The sequence below is a fragment of the Mesorhizobium sp. M1406 genome (assembly GCF_040317555.1).
Classification (GTDB): Bacteria; Pseudomonadota; Alphaproteobacteria; order Rhizobiales; family Rhizobiaceae; genus Mesorhizobium.
Map to the genome: position 1 here is coordinate 90923 of NZ_JAMYKW010000014.1, position 14595 is coordinate 105517.

At 59.6% G+C, this 14595-nt stretch carries 21 protein-coding genes; 8 read left to right on the top strand and 13 right to left on the bottom strand.

From position 1 onward, the window contains the following. Positions 1–9: 9 nt before the first annotated feature. Both NKH03_RS14790 and NKH03_RS14795 read right to left on the bottom strand, forming a co-directional pair. Positions 10–225 (bottom strand): hypothetical protein, encoded by a 216-nt coding sequence (locus NKH03_RS14790; protein WP_352968915.1) that lies wholly within the window; start codon positions 223–225, stop codon positions 10–12. A 324-nt stretch (positions 226–549) separates the two neighbouring features. Next, positions 550–978 (bottom strand): hypothetical protein, encoded by a 429-nt coding sequence (locus NKH03_RS14795; protein ID WP_352968916.1) that lies wholly within the window; start codon positions 976–978, stop codon positions 550–552. An 89-nt stretch (positions 979–1067) separates the two neighbouring features. Here NKH03_RS14795 and NKH03_RS14800 point away from each other — a divergent pair, with 89 nt between their 5' ends. After that, on the top strand, positions 1068–1361 hold the full coding sequence (locus tag NKH03_RS14800) for a helix-turn-helix domain-containing protein (protein ID WP_352968917.1): 294 nt from the start codon (positions 1068–1070) through the stop codon (positions 1359–1361). Positions 1362–1970: 609 nt separating this feature from the next. On the opposite strand, the gene NKH03_RS14805 is transcribed toward NKH03_RS14800, so the two are convergent. Beyond that, complete coding sequence (locus tag NKH03_RS14805) at positions 1971–2273, bottom strand: hypothetical protein (RefSeq protein WP_352968918.1); 303 nt, start codon at positions 2271–2273, stop codon at positions 1971–1973. 653 nt (positions 2274–2926) lie between these two features. Here NKH03_RS14805 and NKH03_RS14810 point away from each other — a divergent pair. After that, the gene (locus NKH03_RS14810; RefSeq protein WP_352968919.1) at positions 2927–3115 is read left to right on the top strand and encodes a hypothetical protein; all 189 of its coding nucleotides are present in this window, start codon (positions 2927–2929) and stop codon (positions 3113–3115) included. 2 nt (positions 3116–3117) lie between these two features. On the opposite strand, the gene NKH03_RS14815 is transcribed toward NKH03_RS14810, so the two are convergent. Both NKH03_RS14815 and NKH03_RS14820 read right to left on the bottom strand, forming a co-directional pair. Next, positions 3118–3348: a hypothetical protein gene (locus NKH03_RS14815; protein WP_352968920.1), complete on the bottom strand. Its 231-nt coding sequence runs from the start codon at positions 3346–3348 to the stop codon at positions 3118–3120. A 75-nt stretch (positions 3349–3423) separates the two neighbouring features. Further along, complete coding sequence (locus NKH03_RS14820) at positions 3424–3885, bottom strand: hypothetical protein (RefSeq protein ID WP_352968921.1); 462 nt, start codon at positions 3883–3885, stop codon at positions 3424–3426. A 306-nt stretch (positions 3886–4191) separates the two neighbouring features. On the opposite strand from NKH03_RS14820, the gene NKH03_RS14825 reads away from it, so the two are divergent. Next, positions 4192–4350, top strand: coding sequence for a hypothetical protein (locus NKH03_RS14825; RefSeq protein ID WP_352968922.1), 159 nt, complete (start codon positions 4192–4194; stop codon positions 4348–4350). 78 nt (positions 4351–4428) lie between these two features. Here the strand turns inward: NKH03_RS14825 and NKH03_RS14830 are convergent, their stop codons facing one another. The 3 genes from NKH03_RS14830 to NKH03_RS14840 are packed head-to-tail and all read right to left on the bottom strand — an operon-like array spanning position 4429 to position 5111. Continuing rightward, positions 4429–4605 (bottom strand): hypothetical protein, encoded by a 177-nt coding sequence (locus NKH03_RS14830; protein ID WP_352968923.1) that lies wholly within the window; start codon positions 4603–4605, stop codon positions 4429–4431. Between the two features lie 24 nt (positions 4606–4629). Next, positions 4630–4851, bottom strand: coding sequence for a DUF768 domain-containing protein (locus NKH03_RS14835; protein WP_352968925.1), 222 nt, complete (start codon positions 4849–4851; stop codon positions 4630–4632). Positions 4852–4889: 38 nt separating this feature from the next. Further along, on the bottom strand, positions 4890–5111 hold the full coding sequence (locus NKH03_RS14840; protein ID WP_352968926.1) for a hypothetical protein: 222 nt from the start codon (positions 5109–5111) through the stop codon (positions 4890–4892). 467 nt (positions 5112–5578) lie between these two features. Here NKH03_RS14840 and NKH03_RS14845 point away from each other — a divergent pair, with 467 nt between their 5' ends. Continuing rightward, entirely contained in the window at positions 5579–5806 is a 228-nt protein-coding gene (locus NKH03_RS14845; RefSeq protein WP_352968927.1) for a hypothetical protein, read from the top strand. 47 nt (positions 5807–5853) lie between these two features. Here NKH03_RS14845 and NKH03_RS14850 read toward each other — a convergent pair whose 3' ends face one another. After that, on the bottom strand, positions 5854–6495 hold the full coding sequence (locus tag NKH03_RS14850; RefSeq protein ID WP_352968928.1) for a DUF3102 domain-containing protein: 642 nt from the start codon (positions 6493–6495) through the stop codon (positions 5854–5856). Between the two features lie 212 nt (positions 6496–6707). Here NKH03_RS14850 and NKH03_RS14855 point away from each other — a divergent pair, with 212 nt between their 5' ends. Beyond that, the gene (locus tag NKH03_RS14855) at positions 6708–7733 is read left to right on the top strand and encodes a hypothetical protein (protein WP_352968929.1); all 1026 of its coding nucleotides are present in this window, start codon (positions 6708–6710) and stop codon (positions 7731–7733) included. Between the two features lie 190 nt (positions 7734–7923). Here NKH03_RS14855 and NKH03_RS14860 read toward each other — a convergent pair whose 3' ends face one another. Continuing rightward, a complete protein-coding gene (locus NKH03_RS14860) occupies positions 7924–8232 on the bottom strand; it encodes a hypothetical protein (protein WP_352968930.1) in 309 nt (102 codons plus the stop codon). 249 nt (positions 8233–8481) lie between these two features. Between NKH03_RS14860 and NKH03_RS14865 the strand changes: the two genes are divergently transcribed. Beyond that, positions 8482–8739, top strand: coding sequence for a hypothetical protein (locus tag NKH03_RS14865; protein WP_352968931.1), 258 nt, complete (start codon positions 8482–8484; stop codon positions 8737–8739). Positions 8740–8889: 150 nt separating this feature from the next. On the opposite strand, the gene NKH03_RS14870 is transcribed toward NKH03_RS14865, so the two are convergent. Further along, the gene (locus NKH03_RS14870; protein ID WP_352968933.1) at positions 8890–9099 is read right to left on the bottom strand and encodes a hypothetical protein; all 210 of its coding nucleotides are present in this window, start codon (positions 9097–9099) and stop codon (positions 8890–8892) included. Positions 9100–9740: 641 nt separating this feature from the next. On the opposite strand from NKH03_RS14870, the gene NKH03_RS14875 reads away from it, so the two are divergent. Together NKH03_RS14875 and NKH03_RS14880 are read left to right on the top strand one after the other, a co-directional pair. Further along, positions 9741–10385, top strand: a complete 645-nt coding sequence (locus NKH03_RS14875) for a hypothetical protein (RefSeq protein WP_352968934.1) — start codon at positions 9741–9743, stop codon at positions 10383–10385. Positions 10386–10488: 103 nt separating this feature from the next. Beyond that, a complete protein-coding gene (locus NKH03_RS14880) occupies positions 10489–11019 on the top strand; it encodes a helix-turn-helix domain-containing protein (protein ID WP_352968966.1) in 531 nt (176 codons plus the stop codon). A 956-nt stretch (positions 11020–11975) separates the two neighbouring features. On the opposite strand, the gene NKH03_RS14885 is transcribed toward NKH03_RS14880, so the two are convergent. Both NKH03_RS14885 and NKH03_RS14890 read right to left on the bottom strand, forming a co-directional pair. Next, positions 11976–13196 carry an MFS transporter gene (locus NKH03_RS14885; protein WP_502913521.1) on the bottom strand — a complete coding sequence of 407 codons (1221 nt, stop codon included), beginning with the start codon at positions 13194–13196 and terminating at the stop codon, positions 11976–11978. Positions 13197–13198: 2 nt separating this feature from the next. Beyond that, positions 13199–14587, bottom strand: coding sequence for an FAD-dependent oxidoreductase (locus tag NKH03_RS14890; protein WP_352968936.1), 1389 nt, complete (start codon positions 14585–14587; stop codon positions 13199–13201). Positions 14588–14595 lie beyond the last annotated feature (8 nt).

Genomic DNA, 14595 nt, shown 5'->3' on the forward strand with positions numbered 1-14595 from the left:
CGTCCGCGTTTATCCTAGTTCGAGATCGTCTATGCAGCCAAGCGACGGCTTGTCGTCAGCTGTGTCTTCGAGGTCGAAGTCGGCTTCCATCACGTCGAGCGCGGTGATCAGCGACATGGCGCGGTCCAGAAGGTCATTCAGGCGCTTCTCGACCGACTGGCGCCATGTGCGCGGGTCCATGCCAGCCACGCCAAGGGGCTTCAGGACAGGCGTGTGGGCGTTCATGACCGCACCCCCCACATGGCCCTGATATCGGCAACAAGGCTTTTGAGGATTTCGACCTCGCTCGCCTCGTCATCTGTGTTCCAACGGCGCCGTACCTTCACCTTCGCGAGCAGACCCTCCAGACTTGTGGCGCGGGTTTTCATGTCCCGATCGAACGCGCGGGACACCGCGGAGGCCTCCTTCTTTTCTGCCTTGCGAATGCGGGATCTGAGACGTCGATCGCCTCCTCGATTTCCGCAGTCCTTGCGGTAGCCTTTCGCCGCCGGTCGTCAGCAGCGTTGAACTCGGCCGCGCGGCGCAGCAGCTTGGCGTCTCCCGGTTCGGTCATAGTCCGTGCTCCTGTTCAAGGAAGGCCAGCGCCGCCACCAGCGTGTTCTCCGAGCTCGAGCAGGCAATGCACCGTGACTCGATCGTAAAGCGGATCGCCTCTGCCACGCCGCGAAGACTGGTTGCCGGCGGACAATCATCCCACAGCCTATCGAACGCTGGTCCATAGGTTGCCTGCACGAAGTCCTCCTCATTGCCGATGTCAATCAACTCGCTTGGGATCGCGGCAAATTGCGCCGCTCCGGCGCGGTATTCGGTGATCGCATCGGCAAGAGGATCAGCATGGCCCTTGTTTGCGCCGGCATTCGCCCTTGGCGTTGCAGCAAATGCGGCGGCGGCAGTCAGCCCGCCCAGCAGGGCCAGGCGGCGGTTCAGGTTGGCAGCGGGCATAGCTTCGGCGGCTGCCCGAACAGAGGTGTTCGGCATGGAAAAACTCCAGTAGATGTTGCGTTCAGTTACAACCGTATGTAAAACATACAGATGTTCGCATTGTCTACTGGAATAGGAACACCTGTATGCATGAAGCGCCTTTGACGCCGGAAGCAAACCGCGCCGCGCGAGCGATCCTGAAATGGTCAGTGCGCGATCTCGCAAGCGCCGCAGGCATCGCCTTTACGACCGTGCATAGGTTCGAGAGCACCGGAGTTGCGACCGAAACTACCAAGGCGAAGATCGTGGCTGCCTATGCCGCGCACAATGTCGACATCACGAATGGCGAAGGCACTGGCGCTAGGCTGCGGAAGTCGCCAACGCCCACCACTCAGTTACCCGACGGCGAAGCCGGCATCATCGAAAACAACGAGATGTAGGCGGCGGCGACGCCACTTCCGTGATCACACCATAGGCTATCACGCAGTTCACAAATATAACTACAAGCGGTCGATTCCTTCAGGATATAGCCGCTCCCATCAGAGGTCCGTCGCGTGGGGGCACGCGGCGGACCGCTGGTGGCCGGCGTCGAGTTCATCCCCGATAACGGCGGCGGCGCTGGCGTGAGGCTGCGCAAATCGTCTAGTTCCTTCGGGGCGACGGCTTGCGCAAGGACAACCTCGGATGCAATCTCCATGTTCCATGAGCCAGCAATATCTCAACCATCGTCTCGAATGCCCTTACTGCACTGCCTGACAATCAGGCTGAGAATTCCGGACGACGCCCAACCGGAAACCCATATCGTTTGCGCCGATTGCGACGCGTTCTTGGGAATATGGGATGACCTGCAGACCGATTTTGAGAAGCAGGGCGGGCAAAGCGGGGTCTTCCGCCTCGACAAGGGCCGTATCAGGCGGATCGATTAGAGCGCAGTTCGTGCCCCCTTGCATTTGTTGCGCACTACATTCGCGACGCGGCGGACCTGTTCCGCCTGGCCGGCGTCCTTACCCCAACACCCCCCCGCCCAAAAAAGGGCGCCGGCCATCGTCTCAGCGCGTGATCGTCTCGATACGCACCTTGTCGCCATTTTTCGCTAGCACATCAGCCTTTGCCTTGTCCTTACTGGTCAGCAACTCTGCGGTCGCAGCCGCCTCAAGCCGGTGGGCATGCTCCGTCGCGATTTTAAGAAGAGTTGCAGCCGTTTTCTGTGGCGTCCAACCTTGCGCTTCTGACGTAGTCACCAGGGCCGCAAATGCGGCTTCTAATGCCACTTCACAGTTCACCTGACGATCTGGGCTATGCTCTGGCAATATCGGTGGTTCGACGGATTGGGACATGGTGACGTCTTTCAAAGGGGAAGCCCGCCGCCCCATTCACGGCAGCGGCGGGCCGATCTAGCCTTTTGGGCGGGATCTGCGGTATGCGAGTCCGGCGTCGACCCCGCCGCACCTGCTACATTTTAGCTTCGGGGATAAAGTCGTCCGCCATTGCCTGCGCCTCTGGGCCGAACCGATCGCGGAGCTTCACCAAGGTCGAGTTCGTGATGGCGGTGACGGCGTACTGTCCTGGCAGGCCGGTACAAACTCAAGGGTTGCCCACCATTCATCGATTTTGGTACCAAGACAAATCGATGAACCGGGGTTTCGACGATGGACGACTACGACAACCAGAAAGGCGCAAAGCCTGAAGACGTGCGCGCCGCATTGAAGAGCTGGGCGTGGTTCATAGTTATGACGCTCGGGATCTTTCGCGTGGATTGAGATATAGGCGCTACCCAGCCGTAGGGAGCATGACCAGTGCGGCGGGGCTAGAGGGGCATCACCCGCCGCACTGGTCACTCTTTCACGGGGACACCCGGAATTTAAGGGCACGTCAGCGTTCACGCAATTGCGCCAAAAGGATTACCCAGCCGTAGGGGATAGGTACGGGACTTGTATCGGCCGCCCTTCCACAAGGCGGGCGGCTCGCGTTTTAGACGGGCCTTCAATGTGCTATGATTCGCCTCATGGGAAAGAAGGCAAAGCAGAAAGCAAAGCAGGCGATTGAGACCCCATTAGATCGCGAACGGGCGCGAGAGGCCGACTTCTATGCGCGCAAGGTTGGCATCACCAGAGACGAGGCTCTCAGGATCATTCAGGACGCCCACAAGCCGAAGCTCTCGATAGTCGCCAAGGATGGCGCTAAGAGCAAATAGGTTCACTGCTGCACTGGCCCTGTCCCGTGCCATCGAATGAACGGCGCATCCTTGCCGGTGATATCTTTGACCGTCTTCAACAGCGCCTCATGGGTATTTTGCAGCGCGCGGTAATGCTCACTCATAGGCGATAGAAGCGGCTTCACGATGCTTCTGTGCAGCGCTTCCGCTGCCACCAGAAAGCGCTCGATTTCATCCTGTGAAAGCTGCTTGGATGGTTTGGTCCTGGCCATTGGCGATCTCCGTTAAAGGGACGCCGCAACGGGAGGATTATATTCCTGATCTTGGGATTGCTGGCAAGTCGGGCTTTACGATTCTTCCCTGAAATCCTTCAGCGAAGCGTGCCGCAAATCATCCTCGCCGCGCAAGTGCTTCACGCGGCCTATCAACCCCGGCTTGACCCATTGCGTTGCTGGTCGCTTCATGCCCTTTGGTGCCGGCCCTGGGTGCTCCTGAACACGCTTCCATAGTCGTTCACGCATCTCCCGGTTCAAGGTGATGAAGGCGCTGCCGACATAGCGCCCGGTGCCGCGCTCGGCCATCAGAGCGAAGGCCGGCTTGCCCGCCTCACGCTCGACGCCGAGCAACTCATAGTCATCGATCGAATAGCATTTGGCCTTCAGCCAGTTGGTCGACGGACCGCTCCGGTATTTGCTGTCCCGCCGCTTCGATACCATGCCGTCGAACTTGACCTCGTGAATCCAGTCGTCCCCTTCGGGAGGCTTGTCCACTAAGGTCGGCATCAGCGGGGGGATGAACCTCAAACGCATGCACTGACTCGCGAAACCGCGATTCAATTAGCACGCGCTTAATTAGTTCCGGAACATTTTAACGAATCGTTGACCGCGCTGTCCCAGAATAGGACGGCGCGGTCAAACCCCAACCGGACTGCGCTGGCGGCTCCGGCACTCAAGCACCCGCCCACTGTCGGAGCCGCTACTCACACTCCCTAATTACCAGTGATGGTTGAATCAACTGTTACTGCACGTGCTTTCCAGTGCGCTTTGCTGATCGTTAGACTTTGACGGACCGGACGGGGGATTCACATTCGCAGCGTTCCGATCTAGAATCGACCCATGGACACGATCTTTGACGATCTTTCCCAAGCCCTCAGAGCGCCCCGCCTGGACGTATGGCGCCCACTCCACGCCATTGCGCTCGATCTTGCCGGGAAACTGTTCATGGGCGTTGCTATCGGACTCGGCGTCGGCCTTGGGATGGCGATCGCCGGTTAGCTGCCCTTGGCCTTGCCGTACCCGGTCGGGCTGGTGTCCGGCGTGTAAATCAGTCCGGCGTCGACCCCGCCGCACCTGCTACATTTTAGCTTCGGGGATCAGGTCGTCCGCCATTGCCGGCGCATCTGGGCCGAACCGATCGCGCAGTTTCACCAGGTCGAGCACATGGCTATGATAGCAGGGTGCATAGTGGCAATGCGCCGACACGATCATCTTTGAGTCGATCAGCGATTGGAACGTCCAGCCTTTTGCCATCTGGTCCCTATATCGTGGTGAAGATCAGTCTGCCAAGCTGCCGTCGCGGTGTTGCATCGCATCGAGGATGACCTCAAACACGCTGCCCACTTCCTCGGTGATCTCATTGACGCCAATACCCGCACTGTCGGCGGCTTTCATGACATCGTCGGCCAGATCGCTGATGGCGACAGGATCGTCGGTCATGGCGTCGGGCAGATGATCTGCCATCCATTTGTCGAGGAAATTGACGCCGCGCGTGCTCATCAAGCGTAAGCTCGCAGATGCCTTTCGGTTCCGAGCCCTTATCTTGCCGTTCGGTCGAGCAGAACAGCGAGGCCGCGAGACGCAGCCATCTCGATCACAAGTTCCTCGATCTCAAAGTCGGCAAGCGAGCTCGCCTGATCTTTCCGGATTTGCTCCACCGAATCCGCGATCGAGACCGACGCGAGTTTTGCATGGTCGTCGAGCATCCGCCCAATTGCCAGCACCACGTCAGCATCGATATTGGCGGGCAGTGTGTGCATTATTCCCCTCCCACCGGCCGCCTAGCCAAGGATCATTCCAGCTAGCAACACCGTAATGAGAAGTGACAACGGAATGGCTAGAAGACCGCACAACTCAATATTTTTTGTGTTTTGTCGCTTGTCCATCTTCGTCGCCTCGCGTCGTTGGCGTTGCTATCTTGCCGTCAACGGGCAGCCGTTGGAAGCGATTCCAAGCGCCGCTGCGATGGAGATGCAATCGGTGCTGCATATTAGCAACACGTTGTGGAACCATCGGGCGTGCGCGCGCCATCATTCCGTCTTGTGAGATAGGCCATTGGCCACGCTTGGCGAGCGGGTCCCCCTTCGGGAGGCTTCTCCACCAAGTTCGGCATCAAAGGCGCGACGAACTTCAAACGCATGCACACGACTCACAAAACGCCGATTCAAGCCGCAGGACCGGCAATCGGTTCCGGAACATTTTAGCTTAAATGCATGTTTCATTGGTTATGAAGACCGAAGCCAACGAATGCCGCGCAGCGCTGATGCTGATCCGGCGCACCATCGAGGAACACTGTCCGCCCGGCGTGCTGCCCAGCGAAGAGAAGGTGAATGGCCTCTATGGTCCGGAACTGATCCATGAGGCGGAAGCGCTGGCGGCTGCCATCGTCGCAACTATCGACCAGATGCAATTGCGCGTGATGATGAAACCACCTTCCCCCAGTATCAAACCGTAGGCCGCCACAGGGAAGCCTGCCGGCGCGCGTTTCCGCCGGCCGCCATCCTACGCCGCCGATGCGCCCCGCGCGTCCTGGCGCGTCTCTATGGCCAGTGCCATGCACTGCGAAGCCATGGACCGCGACAGGCCTTCCTGCCGATCGAGCCAAGGCCCGAAATGACCACGCGGCAATGACGCCTTGGCCTCGAGCAATTGGTGCCCGATCGCCAACTTGCGGTCCTTGCATAGCCGGGCACCAGTCGATCGACCCTTTGCGGCCTCGCTCGCTCGAATGCGCTGATCGACGCGTGGGGCGCCGCCCTGCCGCTGCCGTGCCAGCATGTAAATCATGCCCGCGAGCGCGTGGCCCTGGTGAACGATGCCGCGGAGCTCATTCGCCAGCGCCATCATTGGCCCCAGCGGGATGAGATCGAACATATCGAGCAGCGCCGCGGTGTGTTGCTCGACCAAGTCGGGACAGGCCCGCAGAAGGTCAGAGATGGCCCCCAGCGACGTTTCGTCTATCAGAGCGTTGTTGCCACGCCCTTCAGCCAGGATGAGGCGCGCATGCTCGACGCCGTGGCGATCGATGATCCGCCGGATCGTGGCGACGGCTCGGGTCTCTCCCGGAAGCGGGTAGGCTGATTTGCCGACGATCCTGACGTCGAATTCCTGGCAAAGCGCTTTCACGCGAGGATCGACGACCATGCCGGAGGGGATATCGCGAGGAAGAGGGTCTGTCCGTGCCAGCATTGCCGCGCGCCTCGCTTGGGAGAACGTGGCGGATATTGCATAAGTCGGCGCTTATATGCAAGGTCACCGCAGTCCGACCATGACACAGGCACCCCCCTTTCCGCGAGCCCGGCTTGCGTTTGCGCTCAACTGGCGCGATGCTTCTTTTGGGGAAGGGAGAGGGGAAAATGTCACCGGGGCGTTTCTTTGCAACTACCGTAGCTGCAGTATTCTTCTGTGCTGCTGGCATAAGCGCAGCCAATGCCGACACTTGGTCTGTCGCAGAATTCCGAGATCCGGCCAATGCTGAACTTACCCAAGCTGCAACCGTTACAAATGCGCAAGGGTTTTCAATTTCGATATTCCGAAACAAAGACAGCAAGGTCCGATGGGTCTTGTCGCTACCGCAGAGCTCGCTCGACAGAATTTTGACGGTGGGACGAGTTGCGGCCTATCGAATCGATGACAACGACGCTGTCGACGTCGAAGTGTCTGCACTAAAAAAAGCCGTACCAGGCCTTGAGGATCCTGAGATCCTTCACGGAGGAAGATCGATACGAGAAATCCTCTGGCATGGGGAAGGTCCGTCGCCCACGCGGGGAGTCCTGCAAAACATGCTAGACGGCAAAACGTTGGCAGTTCGGTTCTTTTTCGATACCGGCGGTTCTGCTGACACGACAGTCGAGCTTGCCGGTGCCGGCAGCGCGATTGGATCGGCGCTGAAGATTGAGACTAGCGCGGATCCAAGTCTACTCGCCCATGATCGAGATCGGGACGAAGCTGTCTTGATCTCCATGACAATCTGTCGTTCTAGTTCCGATTTGTCCACATGCTTGGGCGCGATGACGAACTGTATGGGTGCGAACCCAAACCAACTAACAGGCGACCAGATGCGGAGTTGCATGGCCGAACACGGCTATCCGCTGCAAGCGGGCGCATCTCCACCGAAGGCTGCCACCCTGACACAAAACTGCACCTCAATCGGCGAACTTGCCCGCAGCATAATGATGAAGCGCCAGAGCGGGACCGATATGTCGCAAATGATGTCCGTTGTCGACAAACTTGATGATGAAAACCCCGTCAAGAGCATCGGCAAGGAGATCGTGATTCTCGCCTATGCAATGCCGCTGTTCAACGGTGAGGACTACAAGCAACGGACCATCTCTGAATTCGCGAACAAGATACAGGTTAAATGCTACCAGGGATCGCAGTGAAAATCGCACTGCAAAGCTTAGTCCCGCTCTCTACATAGCTGCAATCGGCGCCCTGAAACGCGATATGATGAGCATGGGCGCGTGCCTCTTTATGGCGGTTGTCGCGGTTGTGGTACCGGTGTTACCGGCGAGGCCCTGTCGCACCACTTGCGGGAGGCGCGGGCCGATCGGGCTGGTGAAATCACGATCTTCAGCAACCATGGGGTGAGCATCGTTGCCGCAAGTACAAACAGTTAGAGATTGCTAATGTTCCGTCAATCCGGTTTGACCGGTGTTGGCCGGGCCGGTCCCGTTCCACTGAATGAACGGCGCATCCCCTGCCGGTGATATCCTTGATCGTCTTCAACAGCGCCTCATGGGTGTTTTGCAGCGCCCGGTAATGCTCGCTGCTAGGCGACAGAAGCGGCTGGACGATGCTCTTATGCAGCCGTTCGGCCTCGGTCAAAAAGCGGTGGATCTCAGCCTGTGAAAGGTGCTTGGATAATTTGGTTCTGGCCATTGGCGAATCTCCGTTGAATGGGTCGCCGCAACGAAGGATTATATTCCTGGCGCCGCTCGGTTGCCAATAGCCCGGCGAAGGCTGCGCGGGCTATCTTGCCTACGCGCAGGTTCTACTTTGAGTTGCTCAGCGATCAAGATCGCGCCATGATTGTGCTACCTTACGTCGCGAAGCGCCTTGCGCGTCCTGGCGCCGGCCCGACTTCATCCTTGAGGTGCATTCCAATTATATTAGGAAGAGCGTATATAAATGTCCGCGCTTCTGCGCTCAATTCTGAAGGGGGAAATAATCATGCAGAATGGAAAAACGGTTCAACTAGCGCTTCTGGCTTTTCTATCGCTTTTTCTCACCGACGCCGCATTAGCGAAAGAAGCCTGGAAGACACCTTGTAGGTCAGACGCCAAGCGAGTATGCCACATGGACAACGAAATTAAGGCCCAAGGCTGCCTTAAGCAGCACCTCAGCGAACTCACGCCGGCTTGCAAAGCCTTTCTCACCAAGAAATGAAAACCGCAGACCCATTGCCGGCCGTAGAGGAAGGGGCAATGGGCTGGCGAAAGGCAAGGCGATGAAGCGCGTTTGCCTGGCAGCACTTTTCGTGACGGGCAACTGGCAATCGCACGCGCCATGATACGCGCAGGCAAGGCGCTATAGGCACTAACGGCCGAGCGGCTGTTTTGAAAGAGAGATAAGCTCGGCTTCGTCAATCAGTCCGGACATGTAGTTTGCGATGATCCGAGAGGCGAGCGCATCGCGTGCATCGGGCGATTGGCCGTCGAGCTTTAGTTGCTCGAAAACCCGTCCTAGCAAGGCCAATTCGGTCGGGCCGAAAACACCTGCTTCATTGGCTTTGGTCCGGATCGACATTTGCTTGGTTCCCCGCACGGAATCCATACAGGCTAATTCTCTTACCTAAAATCCTGCACCGATGCATGCCGCAGCTTTGGCTCGCCGCGAAGGGTCTTCACGCGCGCCCTGATGCCGGGCTTGACCCATTCTACGTCCGGAGTGACCTCCGCCGTGGGAAGGCCAACCGGCGGTCCCGCCTTGGCCATTTGCACACGTTTCCACAGCCGGCCCAGTAGCAACCCTGCGGAGATAGAGCGCATGCCTGACGACTTAGGTGGGTGGGCGCACTGGCTGCGACAGATCATTCGATAAAATAAGCGAACAGCACGCCTTGTTGACTGCTAAGCCACAAGGATTGCGGTGGGCTTCCGACTATTTCGAGCCTAGGCCGGCCTCCACTAGCCGGCGAAACGCCTCCGATCTAGTGGGAAGATCGGGCTGTTTGCGACGCCATTCATCAACGCGAGCAAGCAAGTCACTCGAGAGTCGCAATTCGAAGCGCTCAGTTTTGGTCTCAACAGGATCAGGCGTATTTGACAATGGGCATGTCCGTATTGTACGGTATGTACGTAATTTGTGGTTCGCGATTCTCAGCCGAACGACGTGCGCCAACACGTCGCCCGGCTTGACCACAACCAAAGCTGTCTGGAGCTCGGATCATGGCTGATTCCGACAATACCACGACTTTGCCTCCCGTCACGTGCAGGACGGCGCATACGCGCACGGGAACTGCAACGACCGGATCGCAGCCAGCGACGACTGCCTGCATCGATTTCGAAAGAGACCAATCGGCCGACCCTGCGGTAGCAGCGTCGCGCAAATGGCAAGCTGCTCACGAAGAGACTGAACGGTTGAGCCGTGAGCAGCAGCGTTTGGAACGGAAGCTCGTAGAGACAGTCGGCTTTCCTAGTGTGGTGATCAAATTATCCGAAGGTAGGACCGTTACGCTGCACTCACTTGAGGCGCTTCGCGATGTGGTCGGCGTCGGTTCTGTAGACGTGGCGGTCGGTGCGAAGGCCGAGGCCGATTTGGCGGCTCATCAGGCGCGCTGGGATGCCTCTGACCGGGTGATTGGCTATTCCGCCACGATGCGCGCTGAGAGTGAGGCAGCCGATCGGGCAGAGGCGTTGCTTGAAGCATTGTCGGAAACGCCGGCTATCTCCCTTGCCGGTGTGGCAGCGAAGCTTGATGCCATACTCAGGGAGGGGCAACCGTCGAAGGACGATTCGGAGTTTCCTTGGCCGCAAATCCGCTCGGTCCTGGAGGATATTGGTCGGATCGGTGGGCAGACAGAGCCAAGCTGACTGCTCAAGGACGTTTCAAGCACTCGGCAGCGCCCCTATGATTCGAAAGTTTCGCGAGTCTCGTAGGGGAACCTACCGCGACCAACTTTTCTACAAGGGAGTGATGCAATTGCGAAAGGCATTGGTGGAATCAAGACGCTCCCGCGTCTTCCAGGCATGGCCAAAGCCTGAAACCGAGTGTAGCCCACATACCGCAGATCTGCACGTCGGCAGGCAAATCGCGACGGTTCGTGTCCTGTCGCACGTATCGCAGGCTCAGCTTGCCCGATCCATAGGCATTAGCTTCCAGCAGCTCCAAAAATATGAGAACGCGAGGAACCGCGTGAGCGCTTCCATGCTTTACGAGATCGGCAGGTCCTTGGACGTTCCCGTCAGTCGCTTCTTCGACGGTCTGCCCGGAAATGACGAGATCAGTCGTAACGCTTCGCCTCTGCCGGCCGATGAGCGCATCGACTTTATCGCCAGCGCGGAAGGCCAGCGCCTGATCGCGGGGCTCATGCAGCTTCCTCCACGGGTACGTGGTCGCGTATCAGCCGTAATCGCGGCATTGGGGGAGGAATTGGCGGGGCTCGACGCGAACAGGGACACCAAGGCGAACGACGAACCCGCACCGGCTGACCGCAAGACCGGTTGATAGGCGGTTGCGGCTGTCTTGTAGCGACTTGGAGTATCGTCAGTAGGTATTTCAAAGCTGGGCGGTTCCATGCCCCAACTCCGCACCGGCCATCTACCGTCTGCCTCCCTTTCCTCTACCAAGAAGTAAAAATCCCTGAAACGTTTCGCCTCGAAACGTGGCAGCATGTCAGAAAATTGCGCCCTGGTGACTTCAAGGGAGAGGCTCAGCGACGCCAGCTGATCGGCTTCAAAAAGTGCGCCCGCGTCGGGATGCTCTGTCTTCATGGGAGTTGGGGCCATGATCATGACGACGCCAGGCCATCTGAATGCTGCGTTCGGCATGATGAGCGACGCGGCTAGTATGACATAGCTGAACTCGACTGATTGGCGTGGTGGTCCGGGCTGCACGGACTGGCCAAAATTGATGTTGGCTGAGCCAACGATCTCACCACGCCATTCGCCTGCAACAAGCGGCGGCAGTTGGAGACGGGTTGCCTTTTTTCGGACTGTCATTCCCTAGGTTTTGCGTCATGAAGCCGGCTACATCAACACCGCTGCCTCGAGCCTACACCGGCTAGCCGCGACGACCGCCAGCCCGATGCGTGCGAATCTCATCGAGCCCTGTGTTGACCAAGAAGAAAACAGGAGGGCCACCATTCGCCAGGCTGCGATATGATTCGAAGGAATGTCCGTTCTTCCAAAACCGGCTGAAAAACCGGCTGAAATCTGGAATCCGAGCCGGCGCGCTCGCGTTGGCGAGGCTAAAAGACAGGCAATTTGAATTGGATGGAATGGCGCGCCCGAAGAGATTCGAACTCCTGACCCCCAGATTCGTCGTTAGATGGGCTCGCCTAAATCAGCCGTAGCAGCGAAGCCTGAACTGGCAGTTCGACGGGTGGGGGGAAAGGCGGTAGCGCTCTCCCGCTACCAGTCGCTAATAATAAGTTAAGTGGGCAACCGCTACCGTCAGCCACACTATTGCGGCTGCACCTGAATATCCCTTCGACTGAAAAACAGCCAACCCAAACCGCATGCCAGGGCGACGTTAACCAGCGCAAGGCCGGAAAGCGTCGCCAGTGTGCCGTAAGCGCCGAAGCGCTCCAGCAGCAGCGCGCCAAGGGACGGCGCCGCCGCCTGAGCAATCAGGCTCGGCATGGCAAGGCGACCCATCAGCTTGGCGTAGCCATTAGAGCCGAAGATCGCGAGCGGCAGAGTGCCCCGCGCGATGGATTCCAGCCCGATGCCCGCGCCGTAGAACGCGAGTGCTAGCGGGATGATCGGCATGCCGAGCCAGAGCGCCGAGACCCCGATAGCGACGAAGGTAACCGACGCGAACTTGGTCCAGATCGGGTGATGGAGGCGCGCGATCACCATCTCGATCGTCCGCGCGGCCACCTGGGAGGGACCGACGAGGACTCCAAGCCCAACGGCCGCGGCAAGTGTCATGCCGCCCTTCTGCAGGATCGTCAGCAGATGCACTGACAGCGTCGAAGAGATTACCGCTGCAAGGGTGAGGGTCGCGGCCAGGACGATCATGATCGTGAGATTGGAGCCGGTTTGCAGCGCAGGCGTCACCGCCCTACTCGACGCGGCTTTGGCAGCCGGTTGCGGCAGGCCGCGAGGCAAGATCACAAGGTAAAGCGGCAAGGCAAGGCAGAGCTGGACCGCAGCGTAGGCCAGGCACGTGCCGCGCCATCCAATCTCCCCCAGCAAAAAAGCCGAGATCGGCCAGCAGATCGTGCTCGCAAAGCCCCCGAACAGGGTGAGCGTGGTGATGGCGGAGCGAGCCCCATGGCCGTAGAGCCGGCCAAGGGTTCCGAACGCGGCGTCGTAGAGCCCTGCCCCCATGCCGAGGCCGATAACGAGCCACGCGATGATGTAGGCGGCCAGATTGGGCGCTACCGCAAGTCCGATCTGGCCAAGCCCAATGCAACCCGCGCTGAAGGCCAGAACGTTGCGGCCACCGTGCCGCTCGATCGAAGACCCGACATGCGGCGAGATAACTCCCGCTGTGAGCAATCCGAGAGACAGGCCCCCAACGACCCAGGCCAGAGGCCAGCCTGTGCCTAAGGCGACTGCCGGCGCAATGACCGCGGGGAGATAGTACGATGATCCCCACGCCATGATCTGTGTCACGCCGAGCGTCGTGATGATCGTGCGACGACCACGCACGACGGCGGCCGACGGGGGCGACATGGTCATGCTGCGGCGCTGCAGCCGCAGCCGGCCTTGCCCTTCTCCTTGGCTTGCGCGTCCGCAACACAGCAGGCGTCAACGGCCACAGGCGCCGGGCCACCGCAGCAGCCTTTGGCTGCTGAGCCGGAAAACGATGCCGGCACCGTGCAAACGCCGGTGTCCGGCAGCACCAGATGCACGGCATCGGCCGCCGCCATATCACCGGCGATCACTGCTGCGACGGAGCGGACCTGTTCATAGCCGGTCAGCAGCAGGAATGTCGGCGCACGCCCATAGCTCTTGATTCCGACCGTATAGAACCCCGGTTCCGGATGGCTGAGTTCACGGTGGCCATGCGGGGGGACGTCCCCGCAAGAGTGCTCGTTAGGATCAATGAGAGGACCGAGCGCCTTTACGCTCTCAAGCCATGGATCGAGATCGAGCCGCAGCTCGCGGGTCAGGGCGAGGTCCGGGCGCTGGCCGGTGGCCGCGATAATCCTGTCGACGGGCCCGACGGTTTGAAGACCGTCTTTGGTTTGCCCGTCCACAAGCAGGCGGCCGTCCACCTCACGAATGGCTGTGGTGGCAAAGCCGGTGACAAGGCGGACGCGCCCGCTTTCGGCAAGGTCCTTGACTTCGGAGCCGAGTTCACCGCGTGCCGGCAACGCGTCAGCATCGCCGCCACCATAGATCCGCACCAGGTCGGTGCCGCGCGTCGTCCAGATTGCAGAGGTGCCTGGAGCGCTTTCTGACAGCTTGGCCAGTTCCAGCAAGGCATTGGCAGCCGAATGACCGGCCCCAGCCACGAGCGTCGTACGGCCCGCATAGAGATGGCGGTCCCGGCCGAGGATATCGGGTATGCCGTAGGCGATCCAGTCGCCGAACTCGCTCTCGCCTTCAGCGGACAAGCCGCCTGCGCCAAGCGGGTTCGGTGTTTGCCAAGTGCCCGAAGCGTCGATGACGGCGCGGGCCGTATCCCGGCGCCGGCCGCTTGCGGTTTCGACCATCAGCATGAAGGGCCTCTGTTCACGCCCCTTGCTGAGGACCTTGTCGGCACCCCAGCGGGATACGGCGATGACGCGAGCATTGGTCTCGATCGACGGTGCCAGTTCCGGAAGCTGCGCGAGCGGGCCGATGTATTGGTCGACGATCTCATCGGCGGTGGGAAATGCCTCAAGCTCCGGCATTGTCCAGCCATGGCCCTCGAGCAGCCGGCGGGCAACCGCATCGACGCAATAGCGCCACGGCGTGAAAACGCGAACGTGCCCCCAGTCCAACAGGTTCGAACCTGCATGCGAGCCGGCCTCGTACACCTTCACCTTCAGTCCACGGCTGATCAGTTGAGCGGCCGCGGCGAGGCCCACGGGCCCCGCGCCGATGACGGCTACCGGGAGATTTGCGATGTCGCTCATTTGTTCGA